The 21,020-nt window shown below is 69.5% G+C and carries 24 protein-coding genes; 9 read left to right on the top strand and 15 right to left on the bottom strand.

The window, feature by feature from the left end; all coding sequences use genetic code 11:
• Positions 1-192: 192 nt before the first annotated feature.
• The gene (locus ACLQ2T_RS12950; protein ID WP_425766267.1) at positions 193-1,152 is read right to left on the bottom strand and encodes a tetratricopeptide repeat protein; all 960 of its coding nucleotides are present in this window, start codon (positions 1,150-1,152) and stop codon (positions 193-195) included.
• Between the two features lie 267 nt (positions 1,153-1,419).
• On the opposite strand from ACLQ2T_RS12950, the gene ACLQ2T_RS12945 reads away from it, so the two are divergent.
• Positions 1,420-1,614 carry a hypothetical protein gene (locus tag ACLQ2T_RS12945; protein WP_425766266.1) on the top strand — a complete coding sequence of 65 codons (195 nt, stop codon included), beginning with the start codon at positions 1,420-1,422 and terminating at the stop codon, positions 1,612-1,614.
• A gap of 90 nt (positions 1,615-1,704) precedes the next feature.
• Here the strand turns inward: ACLQ2T_RS12945 and ACLQ2T_RS12940 are convergent, their stop codons facing one another.
• The 7 genes from ACLQ2T_RS12940 to ACLQ2T_RS12910 all read right to left on the bottom strand — a co-directional run bounded on the left by ACLQ2T_RS12940 (position 1,705) and on the right by ACLQ2T_RS12910 (position 9,609).
• Positions 1,705-1,917, bottom strand: coding sequence for a DUF397 domain-containing protein (locus ACLQ2T_RS12940; RefSeq protein ID WP_425766265.1), 213 nt, complete (start codon positions 1,915-1,917; stop codon positions 1,705-1,707).
• Between the two features lie 513 nt (positions 1,918-2,430).
• Positions 2,431-2,739 (bottom strand): hypothetical protein, encoded by a 309-nt coding sequence (locus ACLQ2T_RS12935; protein ID WP_425766264.1) that lies wholly within the window; start codon positions 2,737-2,739, stop codon positions 2,431-2,433.
• 152 nt (positions 2,740-2,891) lie between these two features.
• Complete coding sequence (locus ACLQ2T_RS12930; RefSeq protein WP_425766263.1) at positions 2,892-3,797, bottom strand: helix-turn-helix domain-containing protein; 906 nt, start codon at positions 3,795-3,797, stop codon at positions 2,892-2,894.
• Between the two features lie 381 nt (positions 3,798-4,178).
• On the bottom strand, positions 4,179-6,245 hold the full coding sequence (locus tag ACLQ2T_RS12925) for a 3-hydroxyacyl-CoA dehydrogenase NAD-binding domain-containing protein (protein WP_425766262.1): 2,067 nt from the start codon (positions 6,243-6,245) through the stop codon (positions 4,179-4,181).
• Positions 6,242-7,438, bottom strand: coding sequence for a thiolase family protein (locus ACLQ2T_RS12920; RefSeq protein ID WP_425766261.1), 1,197 nt, complete (start codon positions 7,436-7,438; stop codon positions 6,242-6,244). The genes ACLQ2T_RS12925 and ACLQ2T_RS12920 overlap by 4 nt, the downstream gene beginning before the upstream one ends.
• A 202-nt stretch (positions 7,439-7,640) precedes the next feature.
• On the bottom strand, positions 7,641-8,957 hold the full coding sequence (locus ACLQ2T_RS12915) for a ribonuclease D (RefSeq protein WP_425766259.1): 1,317 nt from the start codon (positions 8,955-8,957) through the stop codon (positions 7,641-7,643).
• A gap of 79 nt (positions 8,958-9,036) precedes the next feature.
• Complete coding sequence (locus ACLQ2T_RS12910; protein ID WP_425766258.1) at positions 9,037-9,609, bottom strand: DUF3000 domain-containing protein; 573 nt, start codon at positions 9,607-9,609, stop codon at positions 9,037-9,039.
• A gap of 202 nt (positions 9,610-9,811) precedes the next feature.
• Between ACLQ2T_RS12910 and hemE the strand changes: the two genes are divergently transcribed.
• The 3 genes from hemE to hemQ are packed head-to-tail and all read left to right on the top strand — an operon-like array spanning position 9,812 to position 13,022.
• Positions 9,812-10,909, top strand: a complete 1,098-nt coding sequence (gene hemE, locus ACLQ2T_RS12905; protein ID WP_425766257.1) for a uroporphyrinogen decarboxylase — start codon at positions 9,812-9,814, stop codon at positions 10,907-10,909.
• Positions 10,910-10,914: 5 nt separating this feature from the next.
• Positions 10,915-12,324 carry a protoporphyrinogen oxidase gene (gene hemG, locus ACLQ2T_RS12900; protein WP_425766255.1) on the top strand — a complete coding sequence of 470 codons (1,410 nt, stop codon included), beginning with the start codon at positions 10,915-10,917 and terminating at the stop codon, positions 12,322-12,324.
• Complete coding sequence (gene hemQ, locus ACLQ2T_RS12895; RefSeq protein WP_425766254.1) at positions 12,321-13,022, top strand: hydrogen peroxide-dependent heme synthase; 702 nt, start codon at positions 12,321-12,323, stop codon at positions 13,020-13,022. Before hemG ends, hemQ begins: the two co-directional genes overlap by 4 nt.
• Positions 13,023-13,168: 146 nt before the next feature.
• Here the strand turns inward: hemQ and ACLQ2T_RS12890 are convergent, their stop codons facing one another.
• The 3 genes from ACLQ2T_RS12890 to ACLQ2T_RS12880 form a co-directional block, all read right to left on the bottom strand.
• Complete coding sequence (locus ACLQ2T_RS12890) at positions 13,169-14,245, bottom strand: lytic polysaccharide monooxygenase auxiliary activity family 9 protein (protein WP_425766288.1); 1,077 nt, start codon at positions 14,243-14,245, stop codon at positions 13,169-13,171.
• 162 nt (positions 14,246-14,407) lie between these two features.
• A complete protein-coding gene (locus ACLQ2T_RS12885) occupies positions 14,408-14,848 on the bottom strand; it encodes a GNAT family N-acetyltransferase (protein ID WP_425766253.1) in 441 nt (146 codons plus the stop codon).
• Between the two features lie 85 nt (positions 14,849-14,933).
• Positions 14,934-15,194: a Prokaryotic metallothionein gene (locus ACLQ2T_RS12880; RefSeq protein ID WP_327022058.1), complete on the bottom strand. Its 261-nt coding sequence runs from the start codon at positions 15,192-15,194 to the stop codon at positions 14,934-14,936.
• A gap of 196 nt (positions 15,195-15,390) precedes the next feature.
• On the opposite strand from ACLQ2T_RS12880, the gene ACLQ2T_RS12875 reads away from it, so the two are divergent.
• From ACLQ2T_RS12875 to ACLQ2T_RS12865, 3 genes are all read left to right on the top strand, one after another.
• Positions 15,391-15,666, top strand: a complete 276-nt coding sequence (locus ACLQ2T_RS12875; RefSeq protein ID WP_425766252.1) for an isoamylase early set domain-containing protein — start codon at positions 15,391-15,393, stop codon at positions 15,664-15,666.
• Between the two features lie 93 nt (positions 15,667-15,759).
• Positions 15,760-16,509 (top strand): lytic polysaccharide monooxygenase, encoded by a 750-nt coding sequence (locus ACLQ2T_RS12870; RefSeq protein ID WP_425766251.1) that lies wholly within the window; start codon positions 15,760-15,762, stop codon positions 16,507-16,509.
• A complete protein-coding gene (locus tag ACLQ2T_RS12865; RefSeq protein WP_425766249.1) occupies positions 16,494-17,186 on the top strand; it encodes a DUF305 domain-containing protein in 693 nt (230 codons plus the stop codon). The genes ACLQ2T_RS12870 and ACLQ2T_RS12865 overlap by 16 nt, the downstream gene beginning before the upstream one ends.
• Before the next feature lie 5 nt (positions 17,187-17,191).
• Here the strand turns inward: ACLQ2T_RS12865 and msrB are convergent, their stop codons facing one another.
• Positions 17,192-17,602, bottom strand: coding sequence for a peptide-methionine (R)-S-oxide reductase MsrB (gene msrB / locus ACLQ2T_RS12860; RefSeq protein WP_425766247.1), 411 nt, complete (start codon positions 17,600-17,602; stop codon positions 17,192-17,194).
• Between the two features lie 47 nt (positions 17,603-17,649).
• Here msrB and ligD point away from each other — a divergent pair, with 47 nt between their 5' ends.
• Positions 17,650-18,675, top strand: a complete 1,026-nt coding sequence (gene ligD, locus ACLQ2T_RS12855; protein ID WP_425766246.1) for a non-homologous end-joining DNA ligase — start codon at positions 17,650-17,652, stop codon at positions 18,673-18,675.
• A gap of 155 nt (positions 18,676-18,830) precedes the next feature.
• Here the strand turns inward: ligD and ACLQ2T_RS12850 are convergent, their stop codons facing one another.
• Together ACLQ2T_RS12850 and ACLQ2T_RS12845 are read right to left on the bottom strand one after the other, a co-directional pair.
• On the bottom strand, positions 18,831-19,028 hold the full coding sequence (locus ACLQ2T_RS12850; RefSeq protein WP_425766245.1) for a DUF397 domain-containing protein: 198 nt from the start codon (positions 19,026-19,028) through the stop codon (positions 18,831-18,833).
• Positions 19,021-19,887 (bottom strand): helix-turn-helix domain-containing protein, encoded by an 867-nt coding sequence (locus ACLQ2T_RS12845; protein WP_425766244.1) that lies wholly within the window; start codon positions 19,885-19,887, stop codon positions 19,021-19,023. Before ACLQ2T_RS12845 ends, ACLQ2T_RS12850 begins: the two co-directional genes overlap by 8 nt.
• A gap of 385 nt (positions 19,888-20,272) precedes the next feature.
• On the opposite strand from ACLQ2T_RS12845, the gene ACLQ2T_RS12840 reads away from it, so the two are divergent.
• Positions 20,273-20,560, top strand: a complete 288-nt coding sequence (locus ACLQ2T_RS12840; protein WP_425766243.1) for a hypothetical protein — start codon at positions 20,273-20,275, stop codon at positions 20,558-20,560.
• Here ACLQ2T_RS12840 and ACLQ2T_RS12835 read toward each other — a convergent pair.
• Complete coding sequence (locus tag ACLQ2T_RS12835; protein WP_425766242.1) at positions 20,550-21,002, bottom strand: GNAT family N-acetyltransferase; 453 nt, start codon at positions 21,000-21,002, stop codon at positions 20,550-20,552. The two genes, ACLQ2T_RS12840 and ACLQ2T_RS12835, sit on opposite strands and share 11 nt — an antisense overlap.
• Between the last annotated feature and the right edge of the window lie 18 nt (positions 21,003-21,020).

Genomic DNA, 21,020 nt, shown 5'->3' with positions numbered 1-21,020 from the left:
CAGCCCGCCCCGCGGACCGCCACCCCGTACTGCACCCGGTAACGGCGGACACCGCAAGGAACTGCGGCCCGGCGCGCCCCCCCCCCCCCCCCCGCGGGGGGGGGCCCCCTTGGGGGGCCCCCCCCGCGAAGACGCCCTGCCTATGACAAAGTGTGCAGTCTCGGAACGTCAGGGCAGGGTTGAGCCAGGTAGCTAAGGCTGCTGGTCGTCGGTGGGGTTGCCAGCCTGCCTCGGCGGGTCCTCTCGCCGAATGGATTCCAGCTCTTTCGAGAGCTTCCGGACTCGTTCGTGGTCGTCCGCTCGCTTCGACACGGCCAACAGTCTGATGACCGTGTCGGCATACTGGAGATGGCCAGGGCTGGACTTCGGTCGGCGGGCAGAAAGCGACCGCTCGAGAAGTTCGATGGCGGTCTCGAACTCGCCCATACCTGCCTTGGCGGTCGCGAAGTGGTCCAGTGTCTTGAGGGTGGCGGGCGCGTCCGGGCCGAGGGTTCGTCGGCGCGCCTCATAGGTCTCGGACAGGATCACGCAGGCCGCCCGAGCCTCGCCGAGTTGGGCGAGCACCGTGCCGAGGTTGTGGGCGGCCACAAGGGTGGCGGGGGCATCAGGGCCGAGCAGGGCGGAGCGGGCGGCACGTGCGCGTTCGTACAGTCGCCGGGCCGCGTGCAGCCCACCGTTTGCCTCATCGAGCGAATGGGCCACACTCACCATCAACTCGATAGTCCTGAGGTGCTCCGGGTCCGGCGGCGGGCTCGACTGGACAGCATCTTCGCCGGTGTCCCAATCCGGCCCGGCTTCGTGGGTGTCCTGACCTGGCTCGGCCTTGTCTGTATCCCGACCTGGCTCGGCTCTGTCGGCGTCGCTGCGCCATGTCCGCCGCCACACCGTGAGCAGCGCCTCTTCCTCGTCCTTGGATGCCCCGCAGGCAGCGGCGATAGCCACAACAAAACGTCGCGGGATGTTGGAACTGGCGCTGTCGCCGAGGTAGCGGCTGATGTTCGAACTGGACAGGCCCGGATTGCCTTCGTTCTCTTTCGCGACCGTCCGTAGCGATTTGCCGGTTTCGGTTACCAGATCGCGAAGTAGTCGCCGGAGTTCGCTGCGTGCGGCTGACTGGGTCACTGATTCCGTCACCATGAAATCGCTGCTCATCAGGGTCGTTGCAAGGTTGTCCCGCAATGTCCTGCGGTGTGTCCCGTTGACAGTAGACGGCGCCAGTCCGTCCCGGGACGGCCGCAAAGTGTCTCAATGGCGACTGTTATCGGGTTGGGACGGCCGCAGGACGTCCTCTAATCGGCCCGGCGTGACCATTTACGGCCGCTTTTGTCCACCCCTATTGCTGGGCATTCGGGACAGCCTCAACGTAGATCTCAATTCGCGCTACCTGCGGGAACGAGATCACAGGAAGGTGCCAAGCCAATGGCCGTCACCCTCATTCACTGGCTCCTGGCGGTGGATTCCACGCCGGCTCTGAGCTGGCTGCCGTCCGCCACCGTCGCCCTCAAGTTCTTGACGGCGCTGGTGGGCTTCTTGGCCACTGCGGTCCCAGCGACCGTCAAGGTGTACCGCTCGGTTCGTCGGCGGATCCGGCGGCGTGCCGTCAGCAAGGGCTGATCGGGGCATCGAGAGTTCGTGGGCGCAGATCTGCCCGGTCCCTTCGAGGGCCGGGCAGACGCGTCTGACGGCTCCTGCCGTGCCTGAAGGCTAGCGAGCCGGTACTCCAGTGAGGAACGCGTCCCACGCAGACCGGCTGATCAGCAATGCCGGGCCATCGGGATCCTTGCTGTCTCGAACCAGGACGAAGCTCTTTGAGCTCGCGACCTCCACGCAGTTTCCTTGGCAGCTGCGGGAACTCTTGTGCCACGATACCGGTGTAGCAACGTCGCCCAACGATCCTCCTCCGTTGGTGGCGGGCACCTCTCACCACGGTTGCGGGGCGATGAGCGTGCCCGATCCTGCGGCGCCCCAGAGTGTAGATACTTTTCGATGCACAGGCTAGCCTGTCTGAATGGACCAGTGTGCGTCCAAGGCAGGGATGCGAGAGGTGTGCACGGGTATGCTGCGTTCCGGTTGATCTCGCTCGGGTCGCCTGACCAGTGCGGCAATCGGGAACGGGGGAGTCGTGCGAGGAGGTAGTGGTGCCGGGCGGTGATTCCTTAGACAAGCCGGCGCGTTTACGTCCGGAGTCATTACCCGGAGGTCGTCGTCAACGCAGGCATGACGCTGACCCACCCGTCGACGACGAGCCGGTGTCACCGCTCCGGCTGGCCCTCTATGCCGTCTGCGCAGGGGTGGTGGCCGTAACAGCTGGCAAAGGCATTGGCGGCATGCTGTTCAGCGACAGTGGGGCCGCGCGAAACGCGACCCTCGTCGTGATGATGATTGTTGTCGGTGTTATCGCCGGTGTTATCGCTGACCCGGTCCTGTCCGCTATCGCGGATGCACGGAGACGTCATCGCCCATAGGGCTCCGCTTGCGGCGCGGTTTCCTCATCGCCCAGACGAGAAGGGCTATGGCGGCCGGGAAGAATATCGAGAAGCCAAGCATGCTCTCCGTAAAAGATGCCCAGCCCACACCGATCAGGCATGAGAAGAATGCAACCAGGACCATGGCATGGGTGAGCATTTCGCGATTGCGGAGAACCTCGCGAAGTAGCCCGACGGGTGGGTTGTCCGGCGAGCCTGAATGCGGATTATGAATGCCTTCTGGCAACGGCAGATCGCGGTCAGACTCGGCCACGTGGCGTCACCGCTCGGTGGAGGATCCCGGACCGGATGATAAGCCACAAGCCGTACCTCGTCATGAGCGCGAACGTGCGGGCCATGGTTACCTCCTCGGGTCTGGGCCAAGTCGCCTAGCTGGTTGCCGGCGTCGGGGGGTTTCTGGGTCGTCTACAGGGCGGCGAGGGCGTCGTCTAGCAGGTTTTGGAGGGCGGCGCCCGTGACGGCACGGGATTGGAGACTCTCGAATGATGATCCGACGGCCTTGATGCGTTCCTCGTCTTCTCGGGTGGTGAGTTCACCGGTGGCACTCTCCTCGTAGAGAAGAGTCGGATCGTCGATGTTGGAGAACTCCAGGAGAACGTACGAGGACTGTCCCATCCCGAGGTGCGCGCCGCTACTGAACGGGACCACCCGAAGATCAACCTTGGGGTTCTTCGCTACTGCCTTCAGGTGCATGAGCTGCTCCCGCATGATGCTGGTGTCACCGACCTCCGCGCCGACCATGCGTCGAATCACCGCCTCGTCCACGATGAAATTTGCTTTTGCCAGGGAGCCCTCACTGGTTAGAACTCGTTGGCGCCAGAGCATCACCTCGACTTTCTGGGATATGCGCTGTTTCAGTTCTTCCTGTTCTTCGGGACTGAGGAGCGGAAACTGGTAGTCGCTTTCGAGCACTGCGATCCGATACCTCGGCGTCTGCAAGAGTCCGGGTACGTAGAAGGGCTCGAAGGAGTGCAGTGTCTGTGCGATCTGTTCGTTTTCGAGGTATTCGCGGAAGGCTTTCGAATGGACGTTGCTCATCTGGGGGAGGCTTGGTCGTCGGGCGATGTCCGCCATTCTCGTGCACTCGCCGACGGTGACATCGTCGGCGACTCGATAGAGAGACAGGAGGGCGAGTAGGTCGGTATGAGAAATCCCAACATCGCCGCTCTCGATCCGAGTCACCTTTGACTGGGACCAGCGCAATTCGGCCGCAACCTGCTGCTGGGTAAGCCCGGTCGTTCGTCGCGTACGCATGAGCAGACGGCTCAGCCTCTTGCGTTGATAAGCCGGTGCTTCCACCAGATTCGTCATGTCATCCATCCGTTACCCTGGGTGATTGTCCTGCTCTCATGCGAGGTCAACTACCCCCAAGGTACTGCGAATATGCAGACCGACTACCCGAGCTGCATATGCTGTGATCGATGTCACATCTATGTTTCTGGAGGTGCAAGTGAGGGTATCGAGGCGGATCCGAGGTCTGTGTCCATCGGTGGAAAGTGGTTGACGGCGGACCTGATCGGAGAGTGTTCAAGCGGTTTCTCTGGGTGTCGATAATTGAGTCGTTGGCCACTCAGTGAATTCTCAGGAAACTGCGGTACGGCCCTCAGATTCGCGTCGCAGGAGCCACCAGAACGAGATCGCGGTGGCCGCCCAGACGGGCGACCACCGCGATCCGGTGTTCTCGGGTGTGGGTCAGCCGGCCAGGCTGGCCACTCCCGGCGGCAGGAACCGCTGGCCGGTCACCCGCTCGCTGGTGCCGGTCCGGTCCAGGTACGGCGTGACGCCGCCCAGGTGGAACGGCCAACCGGCACCGAGGATCATGCACAGGTCGATGTCCTGCGCCTGTGCCACGACACCCTCGTCGAGCATCAGCCGGATCTCCTGCGCCAGCGCGTCCAGCGCGTTACGGCGTACCTCATCCTCGGTGAGCGGCTGGTCACCGACCACCAGAAGTTTCGCCACCTCGGTGTTGATCTCGTCGTCGACGACGATCGGCTGACCGGAGTCGGCGATCCGCTTGAGGTTCTCGCTCAGGCCGAAGCGGTCCGGGAAGGCGGCGTGCAGGGTGCCGCCCACGTGGTACGCCACGGCCGGGCCGACCAGTTGGAGCAGGGCCAGCGGACGCATCGGCAGACCCAGCGGGTCCACCGCGCGGTTGGCCACCTCCAGCGGGGTGCCCGCGTCCACCGCAGCGAAGATCGACCCGAGGAAGCGGGTGAGCAGCCGGTTGACCACGAAGGCCGGTGCGTCCGCGACCAGCACGGAGGACTTCTTCAGCTGCTTGCCGACCGCGAAGGCGGTGGCCAGGGTGGCGTCGTCGGTCCGCTCGCCCCGGATGATCTCCAGCAGCGGCAGGACGGCGACCGGGTTGAAGAAGTGGAAGCCGACCACCCGCTCCGGGTGCTCCAGCTCCGCCGCCATCGCCGTGATGGACAGCGAGGAGGTGTTCGTCGCCAGCACCGCCTCCGGCTTGACGATCTTCTCCAGCTCGGCCCAGACCTGCTTCTTGACGTTCAGGTCCTCGAAGACCGCCTCGATGACGAAGTCCGCGTCGGCGAACGCCGACTTGTCAACCGAGCCGCTGACCAGGCCGTACAGCTTGGCGGCCGTACCCTTGTCCATCCGGCCCTTGCTGACCTGCTTCTCGATCTGGGTGTGCACGTAGCCCACACCCTTGTCCACCCGGGCCTGGTCCAGGTCGGTCATGACGACCGGCACCTGGAGGCGGCGGGCGAACAGCAACGCCAGTTGGCTGGCCATCAGGCCGGCGCCGACGATGCCCACCTTGGTCACCGGGCGGGCCAGGCCCTTGTCCGGTGCCCCGGCCGGGCGCTTGGCCCGCCGCTGCACCAGGTCGAAGGCGTACAGGCCGCTGCGCAACTCCTCGGAGAAGATCAGGTCGGCCAGGGCCTCGTCCTCGGCGGCGGTGCCGGTGGCGAAGTCGGCGTCCTTCGCCGTCTCCAGCAGATCCAACGCCTTGTACGCGGACGGGACCGCGCCGTGCAGCCGCTGGTCGAGGGTCTGCCGGGCGAAGTAGAGCACCCCGGCCCACATGTCCTTGTCGACCTCGGGCCGGGTCACGGTGACCTCGCCCCGGACGACTCCGGCGGCCCATTCCAGGGACCGCTCCACGAAGTCGGCCGGCTCCAGCAGCACATCGGCGATGCCCAGCTCAGCGGCCTGCTTGGGCTTGAGCATCTTGTTCTGCATCAGCGGGTTCTGGATGATCACCTGGGTGGCCGCCGGGATGCCGATCAGGTTCGGCAGCAACTGGGTGCCACCCCAGCCCGGGATCAGACCCAGGGAGACCTCCGGCAGCGCCAGGGCTGCGGCACCGGCGGACAGGGTCCGGTAGTGGCAGTGCAGGGCCAGTTCCAGGCCGCCGCCCATCGCCGCGCCGTTGACGAAGGCGAAGGTCGGGATCTGGCTGTCCTTGAGCCGGGCGAAGACCCGGTGGCCCAGCTGCCCGATGGCCAGCGCCTGCTCCCGGTCGGCCAGCAGCGGCAGGTTGGTGATGTCCGCGCCGACACAGAAGATGTACGGCTTGCCGGTGACCGCGATGAACGCCGGCTCGGCGGCCAGGGCGGCGCTGATCGCCTCGTCCAGGCTGGCCAGTCCGCCGGGGCCGAAGGTGTTCGGCTTGGTGTGGTCGAATCCGTTGTCGAGGGTGATCAGGGCGGCCGGGCGGTCCAGCCCCGGTACGTTCACCTGGCGCAGCAGGGCCCGGGTGACCACCTCGTTCGGTGCGGTGAGGCTCACTTGTCTCCACCCTCCCAGTGCGGGTTCTCCCAGATCACGGTGCCGCCCATGCCGATGCCGATGCACATGGCGGTGAGGCCGTAGCGGACCTCGGGGTGCTCGGCGAACTGCCGGGCGAGCTGGGTCATCAGCCGTACGCCCGAGGAGGCCAGCGGGTGACCGATGGCGATCGCGCCGCCCCACTGGTTGACCCGCGGGTCGTCGTCGGCGATGCCGAAGTGGTCCAGGAAGGCGAGCACCTGCACGGCGAAGGCCTCGTTCAGCTCGAACAGGCCGATGTCGTCGATGGTCAGCCCGGCGATGCGCAGGGCCTTCTCCGTCGAGGGGATCGGGCCTACCCCCATCACCTCGGGTTCGACACCGACGAAGCCGTACGACACCAGGCGCATGGCGATCGGCAGGCCCAGCTCGCGGGCGACGTCCTCGGCGACCAGCAGGCTGGCGGTGGCGCCGTCGTTCAGGCCGGCGGCGTTGCCCGCGGTGACCTTGCCGTGCGGCCGGAAGGGGGTCTTGAGGCTGCCCAGCTTCTCCAGCGAGGTGTCCCGGGGGGCCTCGTCGGCCGTGGCCAGGCCCCAGCCGCCTTCCTCGTCCCGGATGGCCACCGGCACCAGGTCGTCCTGGAGCTTGCCGTTGGCGTACGCCTTGGCGGTCTTCTGCTGCGAGGCGAGCGCGAAGGCGTCCGTGCGCTCCTTGGTGATGTGCGGCAGCCGGTCGTGCAGGTTCTCCGCGGTGGCGCCCATGACCAGCGCGGACGGGTCGACGAGCTTCTCGGCGACGATGCGCGGGTTGGGGTCTACGCCCTCGCCCATCGGGTGGCGGCCCATGTGCTCGACACCGCCGGCGATCGCCACGTCGTACGCGCCCACGGCGATGCCGCTGGCGACGGTGGTCACGGCGGTCATCGCCCCGGCGCACATCCGGTCGATGGCGAAGCCGGGAACGGTCTTGGGCAGGCCCGACAGCAGGGCGGCGGTACGGCCGATGGTCAGTCCCTGGTCACCGATCTGGGTGGTGGCGGCGATGGCCACCTCCTCGACCCGCTCCGGCGGCAGTTGCGGGTTGCGGCGCAGCAACTCCCGGATGCATCGAATCACCAGGTCGTCGGCGCGGGTGTTGGCGTACATGCCACCCGCCTTACCGAAGGGGGTACGGACGCCGTCGACGAAGACGACATCCCGAACTTCACGGGGCACTGGAGCCTCCTAGCCGGCACTGGCATTTCCCCGAATGCTACCCGTCAGTAACTATCCCCGCCCCACCCCACCCTGTGGCCCAGCCCACACTCACCCCACCCGCCGCCCACCCTGCCCTTCACCCCGTTGATCAAGAGGTTTGCGTCTGCGTACGGCGTGTCGTTGACGCAAACCTCTTGATCAACAGAGAAAGGGGGAGGGGTCAGGTGGGGAGGAGGGCTTCGGCCAGGGCGGGGAGGAGGAGGGTGATCTGCCATTCGCGGGCGTGGAGGGCGCGCAGGGCGTCCGCGACCGTGGCTTCGGTGATCTCCTCCGGGGGTTGCCAGGCGAGTCGGCGGATCGAGTCGGGGGAGATCAGGTTCTCCGGCGGCAGATTGTGCTCTCCGGCCACCCGCAGGACCACCTCGCGGCTGCGGGCCAGCCGGGCGGCGGCGGCCGGGTCCCGTTCGGCCCAGCGGTGCGGCGGGGGTGGGCCCTCCACGGTCGGTGCCGCCGGCAGATCCTCGTCCGGCAACTGCCGGGCGTCCTCCAGCGCCGCCAGCCAGGTCCGGGCCAGCCGGCGTACCGACCGGCCACCGAACCCGGGCAGGGTGAGCAGGGTCTTCTCGTCCTTGGGGTCCAGTTCGGCCGCCGCCACGATGGCCGAGTCGGGCAGCACCCGACCCGGGGCCGAGTCCCGGCGGGCCGCGATCTGGTCGCGGGCGTACCACAGGGACCGGACCCGGGCCTGCGCCCGCGCACCGCGTACCCGGTGGATGCCGGAGGTGCGGCGCCAGGGCTCGGCGCGTACTCGGGGCGGGCGGGTACCGGCCTGCACCAGGGCGGCGAACTCCTCCGCCGCCCACTGCGACTTGCCCTGCCGGGTCAGTTCCGCGTCCAGGGCGTCGCGCAGATCGGTCAGCAGTTCCACGTCCAGGGCGGCGTAGGTCAGCCAGGACTCCGGCAACGGCCGGCTGGACCAGTCCGCCGCCGAATGGTGCTTCTCCAGGCTGTAGCCGAGCAGATGCTCGGTGAGGGCGGCCAGCCCCACCCGCTCGAATCCGGCCAGCCGGGCGGCCAACTCGGTGTCGAACAGCCGACGCGGGCGCAGCCCGAGTTCGGCGAGGCAGGGCAGATCCTGGTTGGCCGCGTGCAACACCCACTCGGTGTCCGCGATCGCGGCGTCCAGGGCACTCAGGTCGGGCAGGGGCAGGGGGTCGATCAGGGCGGTACCAGCGCCGCTGCGCCGCAACTGCACGAGGTAGGCCCGCTGGCTGTAGCGGTAGCCCGAGGCGCGTTCGGCGTCCAGGGCCACCGGCCCGCTGCCGCCCGCGAATCGGGCCACCACCTCGGCCAGTTGCTCCGGCACGGTCACCGGCTCAGGGGTGCCCTCACGTGGGGCGGTCAGCGGCACGGACTCGTTGCCGGTGGGTTCGGTCCCCGCGTCCGACGGCTCCGGCCGGGCCGACGGCGGGGTCTCGATGTCGTTTCCCGTACGGCTTGCGGCGGCCCGACGGCGCAGGGGTGGTTCGTCGGTCACCTGACAACCCTAGTGCGGAAGCGGAACACACCGCGCGCACCCGCCCCCGCCGCGTGTCGACTCAGTCGGCCGGGTCGACTCAGCCGGCCGTGGCGGCCCGGCGCTCCGGCAGGGCGGTCACCCCGGGTGGCGGCAGGCCGGCGGTGGAGGCGAGCAGGGTGCACCAGGCGTACAGATGGGCGGTGAGGTCGGCATCGGTCGGAGTCCACGAGGCGCGGATCTCGATGTCGGCGGTCGCCGGAGGGCCGGCCAGATCCCCGAACCGGTTCGACATCGTCTGGGTGATCGTCCCGCCGATCGCCCGGTAACCCGCCTGCTGGGCGTCGAGGGCATCGGTGAGCCAGGTCCAGCCGACCCCCGGCAGCAGTGGGTCCGCAGCCAGGTCGTCTTCCAACTCGGCCGTCACGTAGGTGACCAGGCGCAGAGTGCCCTGCCAGGCCTCGTGCCCGGCCGGGTCGTGCAGGAGGATCAGTCGCCCGGCGGCCACCTCGTCACCGTCGCGCAGCACCGAGGCGGACAGCGCGAAGGCGTACGGCGCGAGCCGCTGGGGTGCACCGACCTCCTCCAGGTGGATCTCCGGCCGGGGCGTCGCCGACCGGAGCCCGGCGACCGCGCGGGCGAAGGTGTCCGGAAGCGCGATCGGGGGGGCCATGTCCGCAGCCTAAGCCGCTGTCGGTCGCTGCGCCCGGACGGCGCGCCGACGATCACGAACCGGAGCCGCTGCCCCGGCCGTCCAGGCTGCGGGTCGCGCCCTGCGGATCTATCGACGCACTTCGTTGGCGCAATTTATTCAAACCAGCCAAACTCTGCGACCGCCCGATAGCGGTCACCCGGAGCGTGGCACGATTGCCGCGATGACCACCGACACCACGGGCGCCGCTGCCCGAGACGACGCCTCCCGCCCCGGCGGGCCCGCCGACTCGCCCTTCGTGCGGGCGTGTCGTCGTCGGCCCGTCCCGCACACTCCGGTCTGGTTCATGCGCCAGGCCGGTCGGTCGCTGCCGGAGTACCGCGAGATCCGGGCCAACGTGGCGATGCTGGAGTCCTGCCGCCGACCCGACCTGGTCACCGAGATCACCCTCCAGCCGGTACGCCGGCACGGGGTGGACGCGGCGATCCTGTTCAGCGACATCGTGGTCCCGGTCGCCGCCGCCGGGATCGACCTGGACATCGTGCCGGGCACCGGACCGGTGGTGGCCGAGCCGGTGCGTACCGCCGCCGACGTGCAGCGGATCCGGCTGATCGACCGCGACGACGTCCCGTACGTCGACGAGGCGGTCCGGATGCTGGTCAAGGAGCTGGGCGACACCCCGCTGATCGGCTTCGCCGGTGCGCCGTTCACCCTGGCCAGCTACCTGGTCGAGGGCGGGCCGTCGCGGAACCACGTCAAGACGAAGGCCCTGATGTACGGCGACCCCGAGCTGTGGCACGCCCTGGCCGGGCGGCTCGCCGAGGTGACCCTGGCGTTCCTGCGGGTGCAGATCGCCGCCGGCGTCAGCGCGGTGCAGCTCTTCGACTCCTGGGCCGGGGCGCTCTCCGAGGCCGACTACCGCCGGTTCGTGCTGCCGCACTCGACCGCCGTGCTCTCCGGGCTGGCCGAGGCGGGGGTGCCCCGGATCCACTTCGGGGTGGGCACCGCCGAACTGCTCGGCGCGATGGGTGAGGCCGGGGCCGACGTGGTCGGGGTCGACTGGCGTACCCCGCTGGACGTCGCGACCCGCCGGATCGGGCCCGACAAGGCCGTGCAGGGCAACCTGGACCCGTGCCTGCTGTTCGCCCCCTGGCCGGTCATCGAGGCCGAGGTGCGCCGCATCCTCGACCAGGGTCGGGCCGCGCCGGGGCACGTGTTCAACCTGGGGCACGGGGTGTTGCCGGAGACCGACCCGGAGGTGCTCACCCGGGTGGTCGCCCTGGTGCACGAACTGTCCGCCCGGCCCGCCGAGGGGGCCTGACCGCCATGACGACGCGCTGGCGGGTGGCCGTGGTCGGCGGCGGCATCGCCGGGCTGGCCGCCGCGGTCCGGTTGCGCGACCAGGCTCCCGCCGACACGGAGATCACCGTGTACGAGCAGTCCGGCCTGCTCGGCGGCAAGCTGCGTACCGGTGAGCTGGCCGGCGGGCCGGTGGAGTTCGGCGCGGAGTCCTTCCTGATGCGCGACCCGGCCGGCGGAGAGTCGGCGGCGGTACGCCTGATCCACCGCCTCGGGCTGGGGGCGCGGATCGTGCACCCCACCGTCGGGCAGGCGGCCCTGGCCGTCGACGGCGGGTTGCGGCCGATCCCCGGCGGGACGCTTGTCGGCGTACCCGGGGATCTGGACAAGGTGGCGACGGTGGCCCGGCCGACGCCGGAGGCCGACCGCGACGGCGGTGCCCCGCTGCTGGGTGCCACCGAGGACATCTCCGTCGGCGCACTGGTCCGGGCCCGGTTCGGCGACGAGGTGGTCGACCGACTGGTCGACCCGATGCTCGGCGGCGTGTACGCCGGCCGGGCCGACGATCTCTCCCTGGTCACCACCATGCCCGCCCTGGCCCGCGCCGCCCGCACCCGACACACCCTGCTCGACGCGGTCCGGACCGCGCAGGCCGCCGCACCCCGGGCCACCGGCGAACCGGTCTTCGGCACCCTCGACGGCGGGCTGAGCACCCTGGTCGAGGCCGCGGCCACGGCCAGCGGGGCCACCATCCGCACCAACGCGGCGGTACGGGAGCTGACCCCCACCGGCACCGGCTGGCGGCTCACGGTCGGACCGACCCGCGACCCGGAGCACGTCGAGGTCGACGCGGTGGTGCTGGCGGTACCGGCCCGACCGGCGGCCCGACTGCTGACCGAGGTCGCCGAGGCGGTCGCGGGGAGCATCGGCGGACTGGACTACGCCAGCGTCGCCCTGGTCACCCTGGCCCTGCCCGAGGCGACCCTGCCGCAGCTCTCCGGTTTCCTGGTGCCCAGCACCGAGGGACTGCTGATCAAGGCATCCACCTTCTTCACCACCAAATGGGGGCACCTGCGGCGGGACGACGGGGTGGCCCTGGTACGTGCCTCGGTGGGCCGCTACGGCGACGAGGCCCAACTCCAGCGCCCCGACGAGGACCTGGCCGCCACCGTGCACCGGGAGGTCTCCGCCGTGATCGGCACCCCGCTGCCCGCCCCGATCGCCGGGCATGTGCAGCGTTGGGGCGGTGCGCTGCCGCAGTACACCCCGGGCCACCTGGACCGGATCGCGGCCGCGCGGGCCGTCCTGCGGGCGGCGCATCCGACGTTGACCCTGGCCGGAGCCGGCTACGACGGGGTGGGCATCCCGGTCTGCATCCGCTCCGGCGAGACAGCGGCCGAGGAGATCATCACAGCATTGGGAGGATCGGCGAGATGACCGAGCAGAGCAACGCGGCCCGCCTGAATGAACTCAACTCCACCATCCGCTACACCATGTGGTCGGTGTTCCGGGCCAGCGCACCGCTGCCCTCGCTGCGCGACAACGTCACCGGCGAGGTCGAGTCCCTGATCGAGGAACTGGCCGGCAAGGACGTGGTGGTCCGGGGCACGTACGACGTGGCCGGGCTGCGCGCCGACGCCGACCTGATGATCTGGTGGCACTCCTCGTCCAGCGACGCCCTCCAGGACGCCTACCTGCGGTTCCGGCGTACCACCCTGGGGCGGGCGATGACCCCGGTCTGGTCGCAGATGGCGCTGCACCGGCCGGCCGAGTTCAACAAGAGCCACATCCCGGCCTTCCTCGCCGGTGAGCAGGCCCGCGCCTACCTGTGCGTCTACCCCTTCGTCCGCTCGTACGACTGGTACCTGCTGCCGGACGCCGAGCGGCGGGAACTGCTCGCCGAGCACGGCCAGATGGCCCGGGGCTACCCGGACGTACGCGCCAACACGGTGGCCTCGTTCGCCCTCGGCGACTACGAGTGGATGCTGGCCTTCGAGGCCGACGAACTGCACCGGATCGTGGACCTGATGCGGGACCTGCGCGCCTCCCGGGCCCGGCTGCACGTACGCGAGGAAGTGCCCTTCTACACCGGCCGCCGTCGCTCCATCGCCGACATCGTCACCGCCCTGGCGTGAAAGGAAGGGCACCTTGTTAACGCCTCGTGCATAGCAAGGGCCCCCTGTTAACTCACCGGTGCCGACGGGCCGACGCGTCAGCGTCGGCCCGTCGGCCAGCCGGGTGGGGTCGCGCCCGAGGGAGATGGACGCGGCCCCACCCGGGATCAGGCGGTGGCCGTACAGGTCAGCGTGGGTGCGCTGGCACCGGAGCCGGAGGCCAGGAAGCCGAAGGTGGTGCTGGCTCCCGAGCCGAGGCTGCCGTTGTAGCCGACATTTGTGGCGGTCACCGTGGATCCGCTGGAGCTGAGCGTGGCGTTCCAGGCCTGGCTGACCTGCTGGCCGTTGGCGTACGTCCAGGTCACTCGCCAGCCGCGGATCGCCGCGTTGCCCGCGGTCACCGTCACCTCACCCTGGAAGCCACCGGACCAGGTGTTGGTCACCTGGTACGTCGCCGAGCAGGCACCCGCCGCCGGCGGCGGAGTGGTGGGCGGCGGAGTGGTGGGCGGCGGGGTCGTGGGCGGGGGAGTGGTCGGCGGCGGCGTGGTGGGCGGCGGGTTGGTGCTGCCACCGAACTGCACGTCGCTGCAGTGGTAGTACGACTGGTCGAAGTGGCTGGCCTGCCAGATGGTGTAGATGATGTGCCGGCCGCTGCGGCCCGGCGCGTTCACCGGGATCTCGATGGAGACGCCGTCGACCTCACGCTGCCACTGGGAGGCCGGCGTGTTGCCGATCTGCCCGACGAGTTCCAGGTCGGACCAGGCCAGCGGCTTGGTCAGCGCGTCGAAGCCCTGCCGGGTGGCGTACACCCGGATGTAGTCGGCCCCGTGGCTGGCCTGGTCGAAGAACTTCAGCCGGAAGCTGTTGGAGACCTGGGTGGTCCGCCAGGCGCCGACGGTGTCCAGGGCGTTGTAGCGCCCACCCTCGGCGCGGCCGCCCGAGCAGAGCTGGCCGTCCGGGATGGCGGCCTGGTGGTTGCCGCCAACGCCCTCACGGAACTGGCCGTTCCAGTTCCACATGGCCTGCGGGTTGGCCTGCCAGGCCTGCCAACACATCGGGTCCTCGGTGGCCATCCGAGGGTTCATGTGGTCGCCACCCCAGCGCTCCCAGCAGCTGTAGGCGCGGGCTCCGGGGTTGACGACCGAGCCGTGTGCGGAGGCGGAGTTGACCAAGGCGGCGGAGACGAGCAGGGTGGCGGCTGCCGCGGTGGCGAGCAGGCCGGCCAGCCTGGCGGGTTTGAGCATTCTGGACATGGATGGAGCCCCCAGGGGGAGTCGTCGGATTGCGACATCGCCCGAACGCCCGGGAGTTGCCTCTCCCGCGCCGGTCCGCGTGGCACTGCGGTGTGGCTCCGTGCGGAAGAATGTCACAAAACATCGCCATCCGTCAATCACCCTGGTCGGCTCTCAGGGGTCGCGGCGCATCGGGGTGTGCGGGATGCCGTCCTCGACGTACTCCGGGCCACTGACGGTGAACCCGCGTCGGGCGTAGAAGTCGACCAGGTGAGACTGGGCCTCCAGCACGCACGGCAGGTCGCCGATCTCCGCCAGCGCCGCGGCCAGCAACCGCCCGGCATACCCGGCGCCGCGTGCCGAGGGCGCCACCACCACCCGACCGATCCGGGCCACCCCGTCGGGGTCGGCCAGAATCCGCAGGTACGCCAGGACGGCGCCGTCGCGCGCCAGCCAGAGGTGTCGGGTGCCGGGTTCGAGGTCGCGTCCATCGAGTTCCGGGTACGCGCACTCCTGCTCGACCACGAACACGTCGATGCGCAGCCGCACCAGGTCGTGGAAGGTGCGGGCGTCCAGATCGGCGAAGCCGGCGATCCGTAGTTGCGTGCTCGGCATCGGCCCAGGTTAGGGCGTCGCCCGGCCCTCTACTGTCGCAGGTGCCCGTTCGCTCGGGTGCTCGGGGCGGCGGGGCGGGTGTCGGTCAGGCGGGGCGGGCGCCTACCGCGTCGCGGATCTGGGCGCCGTGCTCGGCCTCGACCGCTCGGGCGCAGTGGCCGCAGCAGAAGAAGCGTCCGGACACCTCCACGCCGTGCCCGACGATCTTCACCTGGCAGTGTTCACAGATCGGGGCCAGCTTGTGCGCGGCGCACTCGAAGCTGTCGAAGGTGTGCACGTCGCCGCTGACGGTGCGTACCTCGAAGGCCAACCAGTAGTCGTTTCCGCAGACCTCGCACGTCGCCACGACGCACATCCCTTCGCTAGCCGGTGTCCTGCCCAGGGTGCGGCAGGTCGGCGGCCGGGCCGGTGGGAACCGGCGCACGACACCCGTACGGGGCGGCGTGTCGCCGGTCACGGGTGCGCCGTTGTACCCAGTGACCTGGCCGGAGGCGGCGGCCCGGCCGCCGCCTTTCGGTGGAGCATCCGAACCGGGAGGAACAATGATCAAGCGCAACCGGCTGTTCGGCAGTCAGACCCGGGTCACCTTCTGCCTCCCCCGGGACACCCCGCCCGGCACGGTCAGCGTGGTCGGGTCCTTCAACGGCTGGCGGCCCGGTGAGCACGTGCTGGTGGCCCGGCGTGACGGCACCCGGACGGTGACCGTACGACTGGGGCCGGGGCGGCACCGCTTCCGCTACCTGGCCACCGGTGGGCTGTGGTTCGACGACGAGTCCGCCGACCGGGTCGACGACCAGGGTGGCCTGCTGATGCTGTGAGCCCCTTTTATTGATAGCAGTCTTTACTGTTAACAATGTTTAAATTATGTTGGTGGCACCTCACCAGGCAACACGCCGAGAAGGAGTGCCGCCATGCGTCGAAGACTCACCCTCGCCCTGGCCACGACCGGCGCCATGATCTCCACCCTGGCCGTCGCCACCCCGGCCCAGGCCCACGGTTACGTCTCGTCACCGCCCAGCCGGCAGGCTCTCTGCGCCCAGAACCGGGTGCCCGACTGCGGGCAGATCCGCTGGGAGCCGCAGAGTGTCGAAGGCCCCAAGGGGCTGCGTACCTGCCACGCCAACATCTCCCACTTCGCCGTCCTCAACGACGACAGCCGGGGCTGGCCCGCCACCTCGGTCGGCACCACGGTCACCTTCACCTGGGTGAACACCGCGATGCACGCCACCCGCGACTGGGAGTACTTCATCGGCAACACCCGGGTCGCCGTGTTCAGCGGCGGCGGACGCCAGCCGGGCCCCACGGTCTCGCACAGCGTCAACCTGTCCGGCTACTCCGGTCGCCAGAAGGTGCTGGCCGTCTGGAACATCGCCGACACCGCCAACGCCTTCTACTCCTGCATAGATCTGCAGATCGGCGGTGGCGGCACCCCACCACCGGGCCCGACTCCGACCACCCCGGGCCCGACCACCCCGCCGCCGTCGCCCAGCCCGGCCCCGACCACCAACCCGCCGGCAGGGGGCACCTGGACCGCCGGCCGCGCGTACGCCGTCGGTGACCAGGTCACCTACGGCGGTCGGGCGTACCGGTGCCGGCAGGCGCACACCGCGATCGCCGGTTGGGAGCCGCCGAACGTACCAGCGCTGTGGACCCTGGTCTGAGCAGTGGCAGGTGCGGCCGGTCAAGGCCGCACCTGCCCTCGGCCCTGCTCCGGGCGGCGCTGACCCTGACCCTCGTGCTGTCGGCCACCGGCTGTGGCGGCGAGCAGCCCGGCGGCGGGTCGGCACCGCCGACCGCGACTTCCTCCGCCTCGGCGGCCGACACCGCTGGCCGGGCGGCGTCACCCGCCCGCGACGCACCCGGGCCGGATGGTCCCGGTGCCCCGACGGCCACCGACATGACCGGCGTCGACCTGCTGTACCTGTCGATGACGGCCGGGCACACCGAGCAGACCCTGCGGATCGTCCGGCTGGTGCACGACCGGCTGACCGACCCGAAACTGCGTACCCTGGTCGCCGCCATCGAGGTGACCGAGGCCGACGAACTGGCCACCGTACGCCGCTGGTTGGCGCAGGCCGGACGCAGCGCCCGCGCCGACGACCACACCGGCCACGGCGCCGGCCCGGACCAGTTGGCCCGGCTGCGCGACGCCGAGGACGGCGAGGTCGACAAGGTGTTGATCGAGGTGCTCGGTGCCCACCAGCGGGCCGCCGCCGACCTGGCCCGCGCCCACCGGGCGGCCGGCACCGAGAAGGGGGTACGCGACCTGGCCCGACGCATCGAGCAGTCCCGTACCGCCCAGGTCACGATGCTGGCCACCCACCCGGCGGCGGCCTGACCGGGTCAGGAGGTGCTGGGGTCCAGGCGGATCGACAGCGAGTTCACGCAGTGGCGGGTGTTCTTCGGGGTGAAGCCCTCGCCCCGGAAGACGTGCCCCAGGTGGCTGTCGCAGCGGCCGCAGCGGATCTCGGTGCGCCGCATACCCAGGGAGTTGTCCTCGATCTCCTTGATCGCACCCGGGATGGCGTCGTCGAAGCTCGGCCACCCGCAGTGCGAGTCGAACTTGGTGTCACTGGGGTACAACTCGGCACCGCAGGCCCGGCAGTGGTACATGCCGGGGGTCTTGGTGTCGACGTACTCGCCGGTCCAGGCGGGCTCCGTGCCGTGCTCGCGCAGCACCCGGAACTCCTCGGGGCTGAGCCGGACCCGCCACTCGTCCTCGGTGCGGGGCAGTTCACTGTCGGGAAGACTCACCCGTCAACGGTACGTCGAACGTCGGACCCATCGCATATGGTCGCGAAATGGCAGGCACGAAGGCGGCGGTCCAGGAGATCGAGGTCGCCGGACACACCGTACGGCTGTCCAGCCCGGACCGGGTGATCTTTCCGAAGCGCGGCTTCACCAAGGCCGACGTCTTCGGCTACTACCTGGCGGTGGGCGAGGGCATCATGCGTGCCCTGCGCGAACGGCCGACCACCCTGCAACGCTTCCCGGACGGCATCGAGGGGGAGGCCTTCTTCTCCAAGCGGGTGCCGACCCGGGGGGTGCCGCCCTGGGTGCGGACCAGCGAGATCACCTTCCCCAGTGGGCGTACGGCCGCGGAGCTCTGCCCGGCGGATCTGGCCCATGTGGCCTGGGCGGCGCAGATGGGCACTGTCGTGTTCCACCCGTGGCCGGTGCGTGCCGCCGACCCGGACCGCCCCGACGAGCTGCGGATCGACCTCGACCCGCAGCCCGGCACCGACTTCGCCCACGCCGTAACCGCCGCCGCCGAGTTGCGGGCCATCCTCGACGAGCTGGGCGTGCCCGGTTGGCCGAAGACCTCCGGCGGGCGGGGAGTCCACGTCTACCTGCGCATCCAGCCACGGTGGACCTTCGTCGAGGTACGCCGGGCCACCATCGCCCTGGCCCGGGAGCTGGCCCGCCGCCGCCCCGACCTGGTCACCACCGCCTGGTGGAAGGAGGAACGCGGCGAACGGGTCTTCGTCGACTTCAATCAGATGGCCCGGGACCGCACCATCGCCTGCGCGTACTCGCTGCGGGCCAACGCCCGGGCCACCGTCTCCACCCCGGTCACCTGGGACGAGTTGCCCGAGGTCGACCCGGACGACTTCAACCTGGGTACGGTCCCGCAGCGGCTGGCCGAGCAGGGTGACCCGCACGCCGGCATCGACGACACCGAGTGGGACATCACCCCGCTGCTGGAGTGGGCCGAGCGGGACGCCGCCGCCGGCGAGGGCGACCTGCCCTACCCCCCGGATCATCCGAAGATGCCGGGTGAACCGAAGCGGGTCCAACCCTCCAAGGACCGCGACCGTCCCCGCTGACCGACACACCCCTTCTTCCGCGTGGGGCCCGCTTTGAAGATCGCGCTCGATCCAGGATCGAGTGGCCTTGATTCGCTCCGAGACCACTCGATCCCACATCGAGCGCGATCTTGCGGAGTGCGGAGGACTCGGTGGCTCGGGGTGCGGCTCGGGGGCTACGAGAGGCGGTCGGCCTTGATGGTCTCGACGAAGGACCGCCACTGAGTGGGGGCGAACAGCAGCACCGGCCCGGTGATGTCCTTGCTGTCCCGCACCCCCACGACGCCACCAAGATCGTCGGCCACCTCGACACAGTTCCCCTGGTCGCTGCTGTAAGTGGCCTTGCGCCAGGTCGCACTGCGCAGGTCAGTCATGATGCCTCTCCTTGACTCGTCGCAGGAGCGTGCGGGATTCCTCGCTGTTCAGCGCTGTTGCGCTGAGTTGGTTCCACACCTCGGCGTACGCTCGGACCTCATCTAGACGATCAAGGTACAACGCGCCGGAGAGACTTTCGTGGTACACGGTAGTTGGTTCGGCTGATCGAGCACCTTTGGCGGGGAAGTCCAGGATCACGAAACTGCCGGCGACGGCGGCACGGTTGAGCTTGCCGCCAAGCGAAGCGATTCTGACAGTCACATTGGGTGCCTCGCTGGCCTCGATCAGCTTGTCGATCTGCCGAGACATGCCGGGCACGTTCTTGTGCAGAAGACCCTCGTCGAGGATCACGTCCAGCGTGGGCGCGGCCGGACGCTGCCTCGTGAGAATGCGTTGTCGTTCCAGCCGTAACTCGATGAGTTTCGCGACCTCGTCATCGGTGATGTCCGGTCGGCACTTCGCGACGGCTGTCGTGTACTCGGGAGTCTGTAGCAGCCCAGGAACCAGGCTCTGCTCGTAGGTGCGGATGCGGGTCGCGGCGGACTCAAGCCCCACGTACAGCTGGAACCATCGGGGGATCACGTCACCGTAGGCGTGATACCAACCCTTGCTCTTGGACTCCTTAGCGAGGCTGACCAGGACCTCTGACATCTCCGGCGAGGCGCCGTAGAGCCGGCACATCTGCTCGACGTCCAGCGCACGGATCGGAGTCTGCCCCGATTCGATTCGATACATCTTGGCCCGCGACCATTCAAGATCCGAGGCGGCGGCTTCCAAACCGATTCCGGCCTGTTCCCGGGTCTGGCGGAGTAGCCGTCCGAGTTCCCGGCGGGGCACCGTGGAGCCGACTTCGGTCATCTGTCGTCCTCTCTGTCTCATGCCGACACATCACCGGGCTTGCCGTGAGACGGCCTGCGCATCGGCAAACGAAAAGAGCGTCTCCAGGTGACTGTCTCACGAGGAATGTTGCGCGACCGATCGCCCCGCGCAGATTCTGGCCCGAAAGGAGATTGGTCGCTGGCATTGGGAGGTTCGGGGTGGGTCGGTGGAAGTGGTTTCAGCGGAAGGACGAAGCGATCGACGTGGTGGAGGAGTCCACCTGCTCTGATGGGGCTGGTGCCTATGGCGGTCCGCCTGCCTGGCACACCCCCACGGGGGTCCAGCCTCAGCGGCGGCCGTCGCCGACGAGGGTGGGGCTTCGCTCCAGTCACGCGGTGGGACGGTGTAACCGGGGCAGCAGCCGGTGAGCGGGGAGCGGAGACTGAAGTCCCTGGAGGTGGCGGACCTGCCGGAGATCGAGGTGGTCAGCCAGCCGGTACTGCTGGTCCTGGCGACCGAGGAGGACGGGCCGATCGGGTGGGCGGTCGTCCTGCCCGACGGCGACTTCTGGCTGATCCGCAGGGCCGCGCGGAGCCTGACCCACGGTTCGAGCCTTTCGGTCCTGACCAGCTTCTGGGCCAGCGTCCTCGACTGCGAGGTGGGGCGCCCCCGGCTGGCCGACCCGCCGACCGGCGACGGCGTCAGAGACTGAGCTTCATGCCCTCGTGGCTGGCCACGAAGCCGAGACCCAGGTAGAAGCGGTGCGCGTCGTGGCGGCTCTTGTCGGTGGTGAGCTGCACCAGGCCGCAGCCACGCAGCCGTGCCTGCTCGATCGCCCAGGTCATCATCAGCCGACCCAGGCCCCGACCCCGCTGGTCGGAGCGAACCCGAACCGACTCGATCAGTTGCCGTTCGGCGCCGTGCCGACCGAGCCCGGGGATGTAGGTGAGCTGCATGCAGCCGACCACCTCGCCGTCGACCTCGGCGACCACGAGGTGGTTGCGCGGGTCGGCGGTGATGTCCGCGAACGCCTGCTCGTAGGTGGCGTCGACCTCGCCGACGTCCCGGGTGCGTCCCAGCATGTCGTCGGCGAGCAGGTCGAGCACCGTAGGCAGGTCGGCACGGATCGCCGTACGGAAGATCAGGTCGTTCATCCAGCGAGGGTGACACAC

The sequence above is a fragment of the Micromonospora sp. DT229 genome (assembly GCF_049844505.1).
Taxonomy (GTDB): domain Bacteria; phylum Actinomycetota; class Actinomycetes; order Mycobacteriales; family Micromonosporaceae; genus Micromonospora.
The sequence above is the reverse complement of the archived record's forward strand: the minus strand, read 5'-3'. Positions and strand labels throughout refer to the sequence as shown.

Bases quoted from the DNA above. Each gene is read 5' to 3' on its own strand.
- ACLQ2T_RS12950 (WP_425766267.1), bottom strand. From the start codon at position 1,152: ATGAGCAGCGATTTCATGGTGACGGAATCAGTGACCCAGTCAGCCGCA.
- ACLQ2T_RS12945 (WP_425766266.1), top strand. From the start codon at position 1,420: ATGGCCGTCACCCTCATTCACTGGCTCCTGGCGGTGGATTCCACGCCG.
- ACLQ2T_RS12930 (WP_425766263.1), bottom strand. From the start codon at position 3,797: ATGACGAATCTGGTGGAAGCACCGGCTTATCAACGCAAGAGGCTGAGC.
- ACLQ2T_RS12910 (WP_425766258.1), bottom strand. From the start codon at position 9,609: ATGGCCCCCCCGATCGCGCTTCCGGACACCTTCGCCCGCGCGGTCGCC.
- hemE (WP_425766257.1), top strand. From the start codon at position 9,812: ATGACCACCGACACCACGGGCGCCGCTGCCCGAGACGACGCCTCCCGC.
- hemG (WP_425766255.1), top strand. From the start codon at position 10,915: ATGACGACGCGCTGGCGGGTGGCCGTGGTCGGCGGCGGCATCGCCGGG.
- hemQ (WP_425766254.1), top strand. From the start codon at position 12,321: ATGACCGAGCAGAGCAACGCGGCCCGCCTGAATGAACTCAACTCCACC.
- ACLQ2T_RS12890 (WP_425766288.1), bottom strand. From the start codon at position 14,245: ATGCTCAAACCCGCCAGGCTGGCCGGCCTGCTCGCCACCGCGGCAGCC.
- ACLQ2T_RS12885 (WP_425766253.1), bottom strand. From the start codon at position 14,848: ATGCCGAGCACGCAACTACGGATCGCCGGCTTCGCCGATCTGGACGCC.
- ACLQ2T_RS12875 (WP_425766252.1), top strand. From the start codon at position 15,391: ATGATCAAGCGCAACCGGCTGTTCGGCAGTCAGACCCGGGTCACCTTC.
- ACLQ2T_RS12870 (WP_425766251.1), top strand. From the start codon at position 15,760: ATGCGTCGAAGACTCACCCTCGCCCTGGCCACGACCGGCGCCATGATC.
- ligD (WP_425766246.1), top strand. From the start codon at position 17,650: ATGGCAGGCACGAAGGCGGCGGTCCAGGAGATCGAGGTCGCCGGACAC.
- ACLQ2T_RS12850 (WP_425766245.1), bottom strand. From the start codon at position 19,028: ATGACTGACCTGCGCAGTGCGACCTGGCGCAAGGCCACTTACAGCAGC.
- ACLQ2T_RS12845 (WP_425766244.1), bottom strand. From the start codon at position 19,887: ATGACCGAAGTCGGCTCCACGGTGCCCCGCCGGGAACTCGGACGGCTA.
- ACLQ2T_RS12835 (WP_425766242.1), bottom strand. From the start codon at position 21,002: ATGAACGACCTGATCTTCCGTACGGCGATCCGTGCCGACCTGCCTACG.